Here is a 13,627-nt window from a genome sequence, read left to right as displayed (position 1 = left end):
CCGACGTGCTATTCCGCCAGATCACTCAAAAAGACGCATAAAGCCGCGATCTTCCGCGGGCTCAAGCGTAGGCTCGGCGCCCAGCTCCTCAACCCCTTCGCCGGCGCCCTCGGGGACTTCCGGGGGTGGGGGAGGGTTCTCGCGCTCATAATCAGCGCGGAAGATCGGCTCGCCATCCTGCGGGATATGGAAGGCCGGCGGCGCGGCCAGGGCGAGCTCCATCTCCTCAGGGGTGATGCGCTCGCGGGTCTCCATCGCGCGGATGTAGCGACCCATGCGGCGGAACCACGCCGGCGAGATCTCGCCGCGGTCGTAGTAGGAGTGGTAACGCTTGGGCCCGGGAATGATGCTTACCAGCCAGGCCACCTCGCCAATGCTCAGTGCGTCGGGGCGCTTGCCAAAGTAGTGGACTGCGGCCTCGTGGATGCCAAAGACGCCGGGGCCGTACTCGATGATGTTGAGGTAGATCTCCAGCAGCCGCTCTTTGGGGATGTCGGCGACGCTCTCCATTAACCATACCAGGGTGGCTTCCTGGAACTTGCGCGCCAGCACTTTTTCGCGGTCCAGAAAGAGGTTTTTGGCGAGCTGCATTGAGATGGTGCTCGCGCCGCGCACGAAGCGCCCGGCGCGCAGGTTGGCGGCGACCGACTGCTTGATGGCGTAGAAGTTAAATCCGGGGTGATCAAAGAAGGAGTTATCTTCCGTCGTCAGGATCGCCCGCACCATATAGGGCGAGATATGGTGCAGGGGCACGTAGACGTAGTCACCGTAGCGCTCGGTGTCGATGGTCTGTTCGCTTCTGCGGTGGTGCGAGGACGGGGCTTCCCAGCGCGGGACCTCGGGTGAGGGCTGCGGGCTCCACTCACCAAAGAAGGACTCCAGCGCGCTGACCGGCTCCGCACGCGGTGTCCAGGGGAGCGGGGCGGCCTGAGAGGTGGCGTGCCGGGTGAGCCAGTACTCCGGGGAGTCGATGGCCTGGCGAGGGATGCCCAGCCCCGGGGACCACGGCGGGACTTCGGGCCAGCCGCGCTCGCGCCGGCGAAGGTCGAGCTCCTCCAGGGGGATGCCGGCGTTTTCGACCAGCCAGGGCGCGGGGGTGGGGCGCATCTTCGGGATGATGATGTCGCGGCGGTAGGTCAGTGTGCGCGTGCGCCGATACGCTTTAACCTCCCAGGTGTCTTCGATGGTGTGCTCAAAACGCTCGAAGAGTTTGTAGACGTCGACCTCCTCGGGCAGATGCATCACCTCCAGATTGAGGAGCTCCGGGGTGGCTTCCCACTGCATGCGCCCGGCGTCGTAGAGGGGCACTTCCATGGCGAAGTTCCAGCCGAAGGTGCCCGAGAGGCGCATGCCCGCCAGCGGGCCGAGGATGGCCGAGGGGATCGCGTCGACCAGGGTCTGCACCGGCGTGGGGTCCATCGCGATGGTCAGGTCGAGGCGGTTGGGGCGGCGGTCGATGCCGTCGAGGCCGTAGATCGCCAGCTGGAAGTCGGCGCTGGCGTCGCGGTGGCGGGCTTTGCCCTCTTCAATGACGAAGGCGCCGCGCTCCGGTGGCGCGGGAAACTCGTCGTCGCTGCCTTCCTCACTGTCGTCGGCAAGCTCGGGCTCGTTTGCTTTGAGCAGTCGCGCCGTCGGGATGGCCGCCTTCGGATCGAGGTAGCCTTTGAGCGCCAGGCTGGCCTCACCAAGCTCGATCGGATCGGCGGCGACCGGACTCAAGAAGGCGCGAAAGCCGTCCAGCGCGAACATGCCTTCAAAGGAGGTGCGACCGCGTTGCTCGCCCTCTCCGAGATCGAGGGTCGCGTTGACCCGGCCGCCAAAAAGTCGGCTGGCGACGCGCTGCCCGCCGAGCTGCGCGAGCTGGGAGAGCTCCAACTCTTCGATGTCGACGTTGGCCTCCCAGCCCCCCTTTCGGTAAGGGAGGTCGAGCGCCACGTCGACGCGGGCGGGCGGGTCAGCACCCTCGATGCGCGCGAGGGCTTTGAGCTCGATCTGCCCCTGAATCGGCCGGTGATCCACGTCGAGCTCGCCACCTCGCAGCGCAAAACGCTCAAGAGGAGCGTTGAGGTTGGGGTGGGGCCTGGGGTCAACCACCTCGATGGTCACGTCGCTGACTTTGATGCGCTGAGGCAACCTCTCGGTGAGCAGCTCGCGCATGGAGGGGCCGGTGGGCTTCGTCGTATCCGCGGTGGGTTGCGCTGCCAGCGCGTCGAGGTCTTCAGCGGCAGGAGCAGAATCGGTGGTATCCTCTTCGGCGGCGTCTGCGATGGCGCGTTCCGCCAGCTCCCGGGCGACCTCCCGGGCGGTGCGCACGCTGCGCTTCGCGACACCTCGACGCAGGAGGGCATCGAGATCGCCCAGGTTAGAAGCGCCGTGGGCGGCATAGCTCAGCCGAAGGTGAGGCTGCTCCACGCGCAGCTCCTGCAACGTCACCTCGCTCGGGCGCGCCGGCCAGCCCTCCAGCGCCAGGCTCGCCAGGGCGGCTTCAAAGATCGGCGCCTCACCGGGCTCCAGTCGGTTGCGCAGCGTCAGCGCCCGCAGCGCCACGCCGAAGTCGTCGGTAACCGCCGCCCCCTTGAGGCTCACTTCGATAAAGTCGTAAGGGGCCGGCGCCCGGGCCCGCAGCGCCTCGGAGAAGCTCACGTCGACCGAGCTTCGGGTCAAAGGCAGGGCCAGCGCCCCGCTCAGAGTGATGGTGGCCGGCAGGCTCAACCCATGATCGGGGTTGGGCACCAGCTGCAGTTCAGTCTCAAAGGGAGCGTGTGTCTCACCGCTCTCCAGCGTCGCAAGCTCGCTCTTAAGCTGCGTCAGAGGCCAGCGCGACGGGGTCTCCGCATCGGCAAAGTCGACCTGCAGGTCGCGCACCTCCACCTGCGGAAAGCGCCCGCCGAAGTGACGCAACGCGCGCTCCTGAATACGTGCCGCCAGCGCCTCCAGATCGCGAGGCCCTTCGGTGTCGTCGCCGGTCTCACCGGCGTCCTCGCCACCCTTCAACGCCAGGATGCGCGCCACGGTGTGACGGCCCTCGTCATCAAAGCTCAGCGCAACCCGCACGCCCTGAAGCGTCAGCGCGCTGATGGCGCGATCCCCTCTCACCGCAGCGAGCAGGCCCAGTGAGACGTCCGCGCGCTCAACGGTGACCACCGGCGTCGCCTCGCCAGGAATGACCACTTCAAGATCGCGCAGGGACACACCGCTCAAGCCACGCGTCTCTAAAGCCCCGCTTGTGATGGCCAGGCCGCTGCGTGCTTCCACCCGCTCCAGCTGGGAGTCCAGCACGCGCCGCGCCATCTTCGGAGCCATCAGCCAGGCCCCCACCCCGAGCAGCAAAAGGGCGATGAGCGCGCCCCCCACGAGTTTTGGAAGCCTGCCGGCGCTTGTGCGGCCGCCGACCCCGCCAGCAGTGTCGTTGGTCATCATGTCCCAGATGCTCTGAAGAGTTGCCTGGCAACGCGGCGACACGCCGGCTGCTTGCCCCCCGTTGGATTATCCGAATCGACGCACAAAATCAAAGCGCCGGCGACCCGATGGCCAGCCGACGTCTTCAACATCAGCGGCTGTTTCCACTGTCGCCGGCCGCGCAACCAGGCGCGGGAGGTGCTGTCGCCGCGCCACGCCAGCCCCAGGGTGGAACTCGTCGGATGGACGTCTCGCGTTCGCATCGAAAGTCGGGGGGCATGCCGGGCGTTCCGTCCGGAGTCGGGGCCGGCCTTGAAATCATCAAGGGGATAGTATGTGTTGACTGCAACGAGCCCCGCGGCGCTCGCCATACAAAACCCGCGCTCGTGCGCCTCGCAGGGTGTGCCGGCACGTGCGGGGGGACCGCGAACTCGCGCCTCGCCGCCTTGACTTTTGGGGGGCTCAGGGCAATGTTCAGCGCCGAATACGCCGCCCGGCGCGGCAGACTTTCGGGTACCCGATCACCTCCCAGGAGCGAGACCATGGCCAGCTGGAAAGACGATCTCGTCAACAACGCGCTCAAGGCGCTTCAGAGCCCCACGGCGCAAAAGATCATGAACAACGAAAAGGTGCAAAAGGGCGTCAGCAAGGCCTTTCGCGCCTCCTTCGAGATTAAAAACGGCCTGGACGAGAAGCGCGACGAGTTCGCCAAGCGCTTCAACCTGGCCACCCGCGACGATCTGCGCACGATGAAACGCGAGCTCGACCGCCTCAACCGGCAGGTGGACTCGCTCAAGCGCGCTCAAAAAAAGAACACCGATAACGAGGGCTGAATCAGGCCCGGGTTGATGTGATGGGACACCTCTCGACGATGATGCGTCTGGCCGCCGGTGTGGTGCTTGGTGGCGCGTTGCTGCTCGCTGAGCCTCCGCCGGCCGAGGCGCACCTTGCGACCTTCGGAAGCTGGGAGATCACCCGGGGTTACCTCCAGGAGATCTTCCCCGACGCCACCGACTTTCTGCGCCGACGCGACAGCTACACCGACGCCGAGGTCGCGCAGATCGAGGCAGAGCTCGGTTTTGAGCTCTACCCCGAAGATCGCAACCCGGAGTTCTACATCGCCGTCGATGAGTCGTCGGGAAAACGACGCTTCCTCGGGGTGGCGCTTTTCATCGATCCGCGCGTGGAATCTCGACTTCTCGAGGGCAATGTCGTGCGCATCGAGGTGGGCATCGGTGTGGACGCGCGCGGGCGAGTGAGCCGCGTGCGCCTCTTCGATTACCGGGGCTCCCGGGAGCTGACTCGCCCGGCGTTTCTCGATCAGCTGGTGGGCCTGAGCCTCAAGGACTCCTTCGAGGTCGGCCCCGACAAAGCCATCAAGCCCGTCGATGACGAGCCGGTGGAGAGTCAGCTTGTGGCCAACGCCGCACGCGAGGCGCTCTACCTGATGAAAGTTTCCCTGGGGCAGGGCGGCTGAGCCCCCTTAGGGCCGCAGAGTATGCCAGGGCATGGTAGTGCGGCCACCCCACCTCGAAAGGAAGCCTGTGACGCGCCCCCTGATCCTCGTCTCCAACGATGACGGCATTGATGCTCCGGGCATCGCGATCCTCGCTGACGCGATGCGTGCGCTGGGTGAGGTCTGGGTGGTGGCCCCGGCCACCGAGCAGAGCGCGGTCAGCGGGGCGATCAGCCTGCGCCAGCCCCTGCGCATCCGGGAGCGTGCCCCACAGCAGTTCGCCGTCAGCGGCACGCCCACCGACTGCGTCTACATCGCCTTAAACCACGCCTTGCCCCGCCGACCGGCCCTGTGCGTCAGCGGCATCAACCACGGGGCCAACCTCGGCGATGATGTCCTCTACAGCGGCACGGTGGCCGCGGCCATTGAGGCGACGCTCTCCGATGTGCCCTCGATCGCGTTCAGTCAGGCCGGCCGCGGTGCGATGGATGCTGCGCTGCTCGCCAGCTGGGTCCAGCGCATCGCCGCCGACGCGCTGAAAGAGGGCTTGCCCCGGGCTTCCTTTCTCAACGTGAACTTTCCCCCCGCGCTCAGCGCGAGCTCCGGCGTCCGCGTGAGCAAGCTGGGCCGACGCAACTACGGTCGCCAGGTCGTCGCCAAAGAAGATCCCCGTCACCTGCCCTATTACTGGTTGGGTGGCTCCGAGCTGGGCTTTGATGATATGCCCGGCAGCGATTGCAACGCGGTGGCCGAGGGGCATATCAGCTTGAGCCCGGTCGACCTCGATCTGACCCACTACCGATTTCTTAATGAGCTGCGTCAGTGGGACGCGCTCCAACCTCACGCCGAGCCCCGCTCACAAGGCGCCCCCGGAGATAGCGATGTCTGATCTCGTCAGCAAAGTTCGCAGCACCCTGCGCGATGTGCCCGACTTCCCCAAAGAGGGGATCATCTTTAAAGACATCACCCCGGTGCTCGCCGACGGGATGCTCTTCCGCGAGATCATTGAGGCCTGGCGCGAACGCTACGCCTCTCAGAACATCAGCGCGGTCGTCGGCATTGAGAGCCGCGGCTTTATCTTCGGCGCGGCGCTGGCTCACGCGCTGGGTGTGGGTCTGACCCTGGTTCGCAAGCCCGGAAAGCTCCCCTACAACCGTATTGGCGTGGACTACACCCTGGAGTACGGCACCGACCGGGTCGAGATGCACACCGACGCGCTGAAGCCTGGCCAGCGCGTGGTCGTGGTCGATGACCTGCTGGCCACCGGAGGCACCTGTGGGGCCACCGTCGCCCTGGTTCAGGAGCTCGGCGCGGTGGTGGTGGAGTGCGCCTTCCTGGTGGAGCTGGGCTTTCTGGAGGGCTCGAAACGGCTGCACGGCGTGCCCTACCACGCGTTGACCGTCTTCTGAACGACGTTCACCAGGCCCGGGCACGCATCGCACCCGGGGATGGTCTGGGCCCGCCCTGCGCTCGCAGGGCGGGCTTTTTCTGCGCGGCGTTCTGTTGGCGTTGTAAAGAAATGTATCCAGATGCAAAAGTCGCCCCGCGCCTTCGATAACAGAGAGGATGAACGCCCGGTGGTCGGGCGGTGAAGGTCGATCTGTGGTCGGGAGGAGCAATGCGAGCCGATGTGAAGTGGGAAGTCGGGGCAGGCGTGATGGTGGTGATGCAACTTCTGGTGAGCCTGGCGGGCGCTCAACCGCTGCCCTGGGAGCCGGCTCTGGAGCGGCCCGCAAAGGTCGCGGTCCTGCCGGTGTATTCGTACGACGAAGACGTCGCGACGGCGCGGGCCGCGGCTGAGCTGCTGAACACCTGGACCTCGGTCGAGGTGGTCGAAGCGAGCGCGGGGCTGGCACCGATGCCGCCCCAACGTCAGCAGGAGCTCATGACCTGGGCTAAGGACGCGGAGCGGGCCTACTTCTTTGAGGATGTGGCCGCGGTGCTGGCGCTTCTCGACGGCCCGGTCCAGCAGCTGCTCGATGCGCCGGAGGAGTGGGGCGCAGACCCGCCGGCGGCGATCGCGGTGCACGACGCGTCGCTCTACCTGGTGCGGGCTCTGCTGGATCTGGGGGAGGAGGCGCGCGCCGGAGCGCTCGTGGATCGCCTCACCACGCTCTTCGTGGCGCGATCGATTCTGGGGCGGCGCTGGCCTCCGGAGATCGCTGAGCTCTGGCAAGAGGCACGCCAGAAGCTCGCGGACTACGGCGCGACGCTCACGGTGCACCGGCAGGACGGATGGGACTGCCCCATCGCCATCTTCGGCCAGGAGGTGCATGTGGGTCGCGTGCGTGTCAAACCCGGGCAACGCTACATGCTGACCTCGATGTGCGATGGAGCAAGCCGCAACGATGAGGCCGCGTGGAGCATTGGCGGGATCACACCGGGAGATAACCTCGCGGGCTACTGGCCCTCGATCGTCGCCGGTCGCATGGTCGACGGCGACGAGGTGCGCTCCATGGCGACAACGCTCGGCGTGGACGAGATCGTGATCATGGGGCCCGGGGAGTACTGTGAGGCCACAATGTCCATCAAAGATGGGCAGGCCTGCCTCTGGAGCAGCCGGGTTGGCGATGAGAATCACGCCGAGCTTCTTGATCTCAACGACCCGGCCGCTGCCCATCGCGCGCTGGGGGCGGTGCTTCCACGACTCTATGAGAAGGCCGGGGAGCCAGGTCGACCGTCGCCGATTGCGGTGTTGCCGCAGCCTCCCTCTCGAAGCGCGGTGGTCTGGGCGGCTCCCACCACGCTGATGGTCGCCGGCGGCGCCTGGCTGGGCTACGCCCTGGTGCAGCAGCATCGTTACAATTGCTCCGCGCAGACCGGTGGCGACTCCTGGATGAGCTGTGAGGGGACCCAGGCGATGAGCTTTACTGGCGAAGAGGCGCGGCAGAGGCAGGCCCGCGCGACGAACCTGCACCGGTTGGGCGCGAGCATCACGCTGGGGGTCGGGGCCGCAGTCTTCGGAGCGCTAATCCTTGAGAGGGCAGGCGCTCGTGAGACGCCGACCATGCGGCCTGCTGAGCCACGCTTCGACGTCAGCCTCTCCGAGAGGGGGGCCACCCTGAGCTGGGAAGGTCGCTTCTAGCAGGCCGCAGCGTCACCAGGCGCCACACGCCGAAGCCGCGAGGCCTTGCCGATACGATCAGGAGTGGTCTCTAAGCTGGCCGTCTTCGCGAGGCGCCATCGGGCTCGCTTTAAGCGCTCCGAATCCGGCGGCGATGTAGATCGCGATCAGAGCCACCGCCAGGCTGTACCAGGTCAACGCGTAACCAAAATGCTTCTCGGCGGTCAGGTAAGGCTCGGTGATGTGCGCGTAGCTGGCGATGGGGTAGGGCGATCCGGAGTGCTCCTCGGAGAGCGTCACAATGACGGCTCGTGAAGGCGTCGGACCTTCAACAGCTTGGTGCATGCCCTCGGTGTCATAGGAGTCCCAGAGGATCAGGGAGGGGTCGTGTTCGCCGCGCTTCACCGCCTCGCGCGTCGCGTCGTCGGCCACGACGTAGTCCAGGTAATGAACCAGCCCGTGAAGCGTCTCCTCCCCATCGGTGCGGTCGATGAGCGCCGCCGCTTTGCCCTCTCCATCCTCATAGGGCACCCAGCCACGGTTCACGAGCACCGACTCGCCACTCTCCAGGATCAGCGGGCTGACAAGCCAATAGCCAGGCTTTCCCTTGAACACGCGATGTTTAATGAGAAAGGCCGGCTCCGTCGCAAACGCACCACGCAGCGTCACCGGGTGGAAGTCCAGCTCGCCACTGTTAAGCGCGTCGAGCGAGGTGATGTGATGCGGCTCGGCGTCGGCCAGCGCGTCGCGCTGCGACTCCGCGGCTGACTTCTCTTGATATCGGATGCTCTGCCAGGTCCCCAGCCACAGCAGCAGCGCCAGCCCCAGCAGGGCAAAGAGCGTGGCGACGACCCCCGGGGCTTTAAATCGACGCGATGACATCAGGGTCCGAAGAGTTGATGGCGGGTGCCCACGAGGATCATGGTCAGGACGAGCACCGTGATGATGATCGCGGTGAGGCGGTTGCGGCGACGCATCGCTTCGTCGACCTGAAACGCGCCCTTCTCAGGAAGGGGGGCGTCGGAGGCTTCTACGGATTGCTCATCGCTCATCAGTACTCTCGGCTCGCGCGGGTCATCGAGCTGTCTGCGCTGAAGAAGGTGTACGCCAGCGTCACCTCGGTGACATGCTCAGGGAGCTCCGGGTCGAACCAGAAATAGAGCGGCATCTCGTACTTCGACTCGCCATCGATGGTCTGCTCGACAAAGCAGAAGCACTCGATCTTCTTAAAGTAGGGCGCCGCCTCGGGAGGGTTGATGTCGTAGACGGCTTTTCCCTTGATAGGGAAGGGGGCCTCGTTGAGCGCCGTAAAGCTCACCAGACGCTTCTCACCCGGATGGACCGTGACGTGCTTCTCGGCGACGTCGAAGGACCAGGGAAGTTGGCGTTCGACGTTGGTGGCAAAGCGCACGCGGATCTGACGACTCTCATCGACGACGACGCCTTCATACGAGTCGGCTTCGCCGTTGAAGTAGGCCGAACCACCCGGGTCGGTCTGGGCACAGACCCAGCGGTAGAGGGGAATGGATGCAAAACCGAGAAGGAACATCCCGACGATGACGCCGATAAACCACTTGCCGAGTCTGGCGTTTCGTTCGGCCATCTCCGCGGTGGCAGCGTTATGCGGTGAGCTCGCCATACGAGGTACTCCGGGCTCAGGGGGTGGAGGTCAGCACCGGGGCGGAGGCGGCGTTATGCAGACGTCGAATCTCATCGATGTCCTGCTCGGCGCGCATGCGATCGGCGTCGCGCTCGATCGCCGCCAGGTAGTGACGCTCGGTGAAGTAGTGGGTCTGAAGGCTGTCGAAGGACATCGCCGCGAAGAGCAGCCCCAGGTAGATGATCGAGAACGCGAAGGTGCGCCTGGCCCAGTAGTCCGTGGCGTCAAACGCCGCGCGAATGCAGCAGTAGGTAAAGCCCGCGCCGAGGATCACCGCGGCGACCAGGTAGATGAGCCCGACATCGCCGGTAAGGCTCAGCGCCAGCGAGGTCCCCAGGAGCAGCAGCATGTAGATGAGCATCTGCAGCTTGGTGGTGTGATGGCCCCGCACATTCGGCATCATCGGCACGTTGGCCTTGCCGTATTCGACATCTTTATAGAGCGCCAGCGCCCAGAAGTGGGGTGGCGTCCAGAAGAAGACAATCGCGAAGATCAGCCAGGCCGTCAGGCTCAACTCACCGGTCACCGCGGCCCAGCCAATAAGCGCCGGGAAGGCGCCGGCAGCCCCGCCAATCACGATGTTCTGGGGCGTGCTGCGCTTGAGCCACATCGTGTAGATCACAGCGTAATAGGCGTGTCCGGCGATGCCCATCAGCGCAGCGAGCGGGTTGACCAGAAAGGTCAGAATCATCACCGCGCTCAACCCCAGAACGCCCGAGAAGATCAGCGCATGCGCGGGTTTGATGCTCCCCACCACCAGCGGGCGGTGCGCGGTGCGACCCATCAGCCCGTCGATGTCCTGGTCCCACACCATGTTGATGGTGTTGGCGCTGCCGCAGATCAAGACGGTGCCCACCGTGGCCCAGATCGCGGTCCACAGATCGGGGACGCCACCGGCGGCCACCAGCATCGTGCAAAACTGCGTGATCACCAGCAGGCGAAGGATGCCCGGCTTGGTCAGCTGCGCAAACTCACGCGCCAGAAAAAGAAAACGTTGGAGGCCTTGCATCGCCAGACTCATCAATGGGGGGTGGTGCGGGAGGGACCAGGGCTCTCTTGCCGGAGCCCGGAGCGCCGCAAACTAATCATGAGCGGCAGACACTTTCAAGCCAAGAGGGCAAATTGTCGCGACCTGCCCTCACAAAACAAACACCTCGCGGCCCGGAAGACGGGCGGCGAGGTGTCAGATGCTACAGGGTCGCTATGCCGTGACGCCGTGTCGGCGACTCAGCCTCCGTTCCACGGGAAGATGCCGATGGTCAGGAAGAGCGAGAAGAGAAAGGGTGCGCAGGCGATCAAAATGATCGAGGGGCGCTCGGCGATCAGGTGCATGTAGTACCAGGCGACCATCCAGGTCTTTACCAGCGCCAGGCTGATAAGCGAGATCACCACAAAGGGGCGCGAGAACTGGAAGCTCAGCCCGATGATCTCCGGCTCGGGGATCACCACCTCCACCAGCGTCAGGATGAGCAGCGCCAGCCAGACCCACATGTACTGGCTGTAGAGGAAGTCAAAGCCCCAGCCCCAGCCCTCGTTGGGATCACTCGTTGCGTCGTGAGAAGCCATGTCAAAGTCCTGTGAAAGCGTTGATTCGTATCACAAGGCGCCGGGGCACCTTTAAATCAGGTAGACGAAGGTGAAGACCAGAATCCACACCAGGTCAACGAAGTGCCAGTAAAGTCCGGCGATCTCGACGACCGAGGTGTCGTCTTTGGTGATCTTTCCGCTGCGCAGACCCAGGTAGATGATCACATTGTAGATCACGCCGACCGAGACGTGCATGCCGTGGAAGCCGGTCAGGATGAAGAAGGTCGCCGCGAAGTTCACGCTGTAGGCGGCCTCGTAGCCCTCATCGAAGAGGTAGGGCCACATATCCATGATCAGGTGCGTCCACTCAAAGCCCTGGATGCCCAGGAAGACGAGCCCGCCGAAAATCGTGAAGAGCATCCACTTCTTGGCGCGCTCCATGTTGCCACGCATCTGCTCGGCGAGCACGTGGACCATGGAGACGCTGGAGCAAATCAGGATGAAGGTGTTGAGCGCGGTGAGCTGAATGCCGGTGAAGCCGAACGCTTCGATGGGAAGCGGCCAGTCACTGCCCGGAGTCCAGCGCAGGCGGGCGTAACCGGCCAAAAGGCCGGCAAAGGTCATGGCGTCCATGACCAGAAATGCCCACATGCCCAGCTTGCCGTTGGTAACACCCAACGACTCTTCACCGATCATGGAGTCAGCCGCAAGGGAGGCGTTTTGTGATGCCATTTCAAGGACCTCTTAAAGTCAATAGCTCGTATCAGGTGAGACCGAGGTGAGAGGCGCCGCGTGGTGATGCGGCGCCACCCCCTGCGAAGATCAGTCGTCGTAGCGATGCCACAGCCCGCCGGGCTGGTCCGGGCCGACGTGCTGGCGAATCAGCGGCTTCCAGTAAGGCTCGTGGTGGAAGTTGTGGTGGTCGGGCGGCGAGGTGATCTGCCACTCCAGGGTAAACCCGTCCTTCCAGGCGTTGTCTTCGGCCACTTTCCCGTTGCGCCAGCTCCAGATCATGTTGGCAATGAAGATGAACTGCGCCAGGAAGAGCACCACCGAACCCACCGAGGAGATCAGGTTGGCGAGCTCAAACGACGGGTCGTAGTCGTAGTAGCGGCGTGGCATGCCCTTCATCCCCAACCAGTGTTGGATGAAGAAGGTCACGTTGATGAAAATAGCCGTCAGCCAGAAGTGCACCTTGCCGAGCAGCTCATTGTAGAAGCGGCCGGTGAACTTGGGGAACCAGAAGTACACACCGGCGAAGGCGGTCATCAGCGAGCCGGCGACGAGCACGTAGTGGATGTGGGCGACGACGTAGTAGGTGTCGTGAAGCTGAATATCAACCGGGACCGCAGCCACAACAACCCCGGAGAGGCCACCGATGGTAAACATCCCAAGGAAAGCGGTCGCGAAGAGCATCGGTGTGTCGAACTTGATCGAGCCTCCCCACATCGTGGCGAGCCAGCTGAAAATCTTGATGCCCGTGGGCACCGCGATCAGCATGGTGAGGAACATAAAGCCTACGCGAATCTCAAGCGCGATACCCGTTGCGAACATGTGGTGGGCCCAGACCAGAAAGCCGAGCACGGCGATGGCAATCATCGACCACACCATAAGCACGTAGCCGAAGATGTGCTTACGGCTGAAGACCTGAATGACCTCGCTGACCATGCCGAAGCCGGGCAGAATCATGATGTAGACAGCGGGGTGGGAGTAGAACCAGAAGAGGTGCTGGTAGAGGATCGGGTCGCCGCCGCCAGCGGGGTTAAAGAAGTAGAAGACGCCGGGGAACATGCGCTCAAAGGTCAACATCAGCAGCGCGCTTGTAAGCACGGGAGTGGCTGCCAGAATCAAAAAGCTGGTGACCGTCATCGCCCAGGTGAAGAGCGGAAGCTGGAACAACTTCATACCCTTGCATCGCATATTAAAGACGGTCGCAAGGAAGTTCACCGCGCCCAGGGTCGAACTCACACCGACCAGAATCAGGCCAATGACCCAGAAGTCCGCGCCCCAGATGGGGGAGTAGACCGAGTTGGAGAGCGGCGGATAGGCCGTCCAACCGAACTCCGGAAGGCTGTTCATAAAGAAGCCCGCGAAGGTCAGGATGGCTGCCGGGGGTAGGATCCAGAATGCTGCGTTGTTGAGCTTGGGAAAGGCCATATCCGGGGCGCCGATTTGAATGGGCACCACGAAGTTGGCCACCCCGGTGAACGCGGGGATGATGAAGAAGAAAATCATCGCCGTGGCGTGCATCCCGGGCAGCGCGTTGTAGAACGACGCGTCCATGATCAGGTCCGGGCCGTGCTGTGCCAGTTCCAAACGGATGATGACCGACAAGATGCCGCCCCAGATCGCCATAAACGTGGCGAAGAGCAGATACATGATCCCGATACGTTTGGCGTCCGTCGTGCACGCCCATTCCTTGAGATAGACCCACAGGGAGGTCTTGGCCTCTTCGGTGAGAGGAGACAGGTAACCTTTGGCCTTGATTTCCATGATGCGATGCCTCGCCGCTTTATGTGCC

At 64.1% G+C, this 13,627-nt stretch carries 13 protein-coding genes; 5 read left to right on the top strand and 8 right to left on the bottom strand.

Annotation, left to right across the window (positions count from 1 at the left end; genetic code table 11):
- Positions 1–21: 21 nt before the first annotated feature.
- On the bottom strand, positions 22–3,420 hold the full coding sequence (locus FRC96_RS10790) for a biosynthetic peptidoglycan transglycosylase (protein ID WP_146974505.1): 3,399 nt from the start codon (positions 3,418–3,420) through the stop codon (positions 22–24).
- A 521-nt stretch (positions 3,421–3,941) separates the two neighbouring features.
- Here FRC96_RS10790 and FRC96_RS10785 point away from each other — a divergent pair.
- The 5 genes from FRC96_RS10785 (at position 3,942) to FRC96_RS10765 (ending at position 7,940) form a co-directional block, all read left to right on the top strand.
- Positions 3,942–4,232 (top strand): hypothetical protein, encoded by a 291-nt coding sequence (locus FRC96_RS10785; protein ID WP_115604214.1) that lies wholly within the window; start codon positions 3,942–3,944, stop codon positions 4,230–4,232.
- A gap of 20 nt (positions 4,233–4,252) precedes the next feature.
- Positions 4,253–4,876, top strand: coding sequence for a hypothetical protein (locus FRC96_RS10780; protein WP_146974504.1), 624 nt, complete (start codon positions 4,253–4,255; stop codon positions 4,874–4,876).
- A gap of 31 nt (positions 4,877–4,907) precedes the next feature.
- The gene (gene surE, locus FRC96_RS10775) at positions 4,908–5,744 is read left to right on the top strand and encodes a 5'/3'-nucleotidase SurE (protein WP_146974503.1); all 837 of its coding nucleotides are present in this window, start codon (positions 4,908–4,910) and stop codon (positions 5,742–5,744) included.
- On the top strand, positions 5,737–6,264 hold the full coding sequence (locus tag FRC96_RS10770; RefSeq protein ID WP_146974502.1) for an adenine phosphoribosyltransferase: 528 nt from the start codon (positions 5,737–5,739) through the stop codon (positions 6,262–6,264). The genes surE and FRC96_RS10770 overlap by 8 nt, the downstream gene beginning before the upstream one ends.
- 209 nt (positions 6,265–6,473) lie before the next feature.
- A complete protein-coding gene (locus FRC96_RS10765) occupies positions 6,474–7,940 on the top strand; it encodes a hypothetical protein (protein ID WP_146974501.1) in 1,467 nt (488 codons plus the stop codon).
- A 57-nt stretch (positions 7,941–7,997) separates the two neighbouring features.
- On the opposite strand, the gene FRC96_RS10760 is transcribed toward FRC96_RS10765, so the two are convergent.
- The 7 genes from FRC96_RS10760 to ctaD all read right to left on the bottom strand — a co-directional run bounded on the left by FRC96_RS10760 (position 7,998) and on the right by ctaD (position 13,599).
- Positions 7,998–8,801: an SURF1 family protein gene (locus FRC96_RS10760; RefSeq protein WP_146974500.1), complete on the bottom strand. Its 804-nt coding sequence runs from the start codon at positions 8,799–8,801 to the stop codon at positions 7,998–8,000.
- The gene (locus FRC96_RS22045) at positions 8,801–8,971 is read right to left on the bottom strand and encodes a hypothetical protein (protein WP_230470130.1); all 171 of its coding nucleotides are present in this window, start codon (positions 8,969–8,971) and stop codon (positions 8,801–8,803) included. The genes FRC96_RS10760 and FRC96_RS22045 overlap by 1 nt, the downstream gene beginning before the upstream one ends.
- Complete coding sequence (locus tag FRC96_RS10755) at positions 8,971–9,558, bottom strand: cytochrome c oxidase assembly protein (RefSeq protein WP_146974499.1); 588 nt, start codon at positions 9,556–9,558, stop codon at positions 8,971–8,973. The genes FRC96_RS22045 and FRC96_RS10755 overlap by 1 nt, the downstream gene beginning before the upstream one ends.
- A 16-nt stretch (positions 9,559–9,574) precedes the next feature.
- Positions 9,575–10,588 carry a heme o synthase gene (cyoE, locus tag FRC96_RS10750; RefSeq protein WP_230470129.1) on the bottom strand — a complete coding sequence of 338 codons (1,014 nt, stop codon included), beginning with the start codon at positions 10,586–10,588 and terminating at the stop codon, positions 9,575–9,577.
- A gap of 218 nt (positions 10,589–10,806) precedes the next feature.
- Complete coding sequence (locus FRC96_RS10745) at positions 10,807–11,145, bottom strand: cytochrome C oxidase subunit IV family protein (RefSeq protein WP_146974497.1); 339 nt, start codon at positions 11,143–11,145, stop codon at positions 10,807–10,809.
- A gap of 51 nt (positions 11,146–11,196) precedes the next feature.
- Entirely contained in the window at positions 11,197–11,838 is a 642-nt protein-coding gene (locus FRC96_RS10740) for a cytochrome c oxidase subunit 3 (protein ID WP_146974496.1), read from the bottom strand.
- Positions 11,839–11,928: 90 nt separating this feature from the next.
- On the bottom strand, positions 11,929–13,599 hold the full coding sequence (gene ctaD, locus FRC96_RS10735; protein ID WP_230470128.1) for a cytochrome c oxidase subunit I: 1,671 nt from the start codon (positions 13,597–13,599) through the stop codon (positions 11,929–11,931).
- Positions 13,600–13,627: the final 28 nt, after the last annotated feature.

This window comes from Lujinxingia vulgaris (genome assembly GCF_007997005.1).
Lineage (GTDB): Bacteria > Myxococcota_A > Bradymonadia > Bradymonadales > Bradymonadaceae > Lujinxingia.
Note: the sequence above shows the minus strand (reverse complement) of the source record. Positions and strands in the feature narration are given on the sequence as shown.

What these genes read in the sequence shown, in the direction of transcription:
- FRC96_RS10790 (WP_146974505.1), bottom strand. Translation starts at nt 3,420, where the DNA reads ATGATGACCAACGACACTGCTGGCGGGGTCGGCGGCCGCACAAGCGCC.
- FRC96_RS10785 (WP_115604214.1), top strand. Translation starts at nt 3,942, where the DNA reads ATGGCCAGCTGGAAAGACGATCTCGTCAACAACGCGCTCAAGGCGCTT.
- FRC96_RS10780 (WP_146974504.1), top strand. Translation starts at nt 4,253, where the DNA reads ATGGGACACCTCTCGACGATGATGCGTCTGGCCGCCGGTGTGGTGCTT.
- surE (WP_146974503.1), top strand. Translation starts at nt 4,908, where the DNA reads ATGGTAGTGCGGCCACCCCACCTCGAAAGGAAGCCTGTGACGCGCCCC.
- FRC96_RS10770 (WP_146974502.1), top strand. Translation starts at nt 5,737, where the DNA reads ATGTCTGATCTCGTCAGCAAAGTTCGCAGCACCCTGCGCGATGTGCCC.
- FRC96_RS10765 (WP_146974501.1), top strand. Translation starts at nt 6,474, where the DNA reads ATGCGAGCCGATGTGAAGTGGGAAGTCGGGGCAGGCGTGATGGTGGTG.
- FRC96_RS10760 (WP_146974500.1), bottom strand. Translation starts at nt 8,801, where the DNA reads ATGTCATCGCGTCGATTTAAAGCCCCGGGGGTCGTCGCCACGCTCTTT.
- FRC96_RS22045 (WP_230470130.1), bottom strand. Translation starts at nt 8,971, where the DNA reads ATGAGCGATGAGCAATCCGTAGAAGCCTCCGACGCCCCCCTTCCTGAG.
- FRC96_RS10755 (WP_146974499.1), bottom strand. Translation starts at nt 9,558, where the DNA reads ATGGCGAGCTCACCGCATAACGCTGCCACCGCGGAGATGGCCGAACGA.
- cyoE (WP_230470129.1), bottom strand. Translation starts at nt 10,588, where the DNA reads ATGCAAGGCCTCCAACGTTTTCTTTTTCTGGCGCGTGAGTTTGCGCAG.
- FRC96_RS10745 (WP_146974497.1), bottom strand. Translation starts at nt 11,145, where the DNA reads ATGGCTTCTCACGACGCAACGAGTGATCCCAACGAGGGCTGGGGCTGG.
- FRC96_RS10740 (WP_146974496.1), bottom strand. Translation starts at nt 11,838, where the DNA reads ATGGCATCACAAAACGCCTCCCTTGCGGCTGACTCCATGATCGGTGAA.
- ctaD (WP_230470128.1), bottom strand. Translation starts at nt 13,599, where the DNA reads ATGGAAATCAAGGCCAAAGGTTACCTGTCTCCTCTCACCGAAGAGGCC.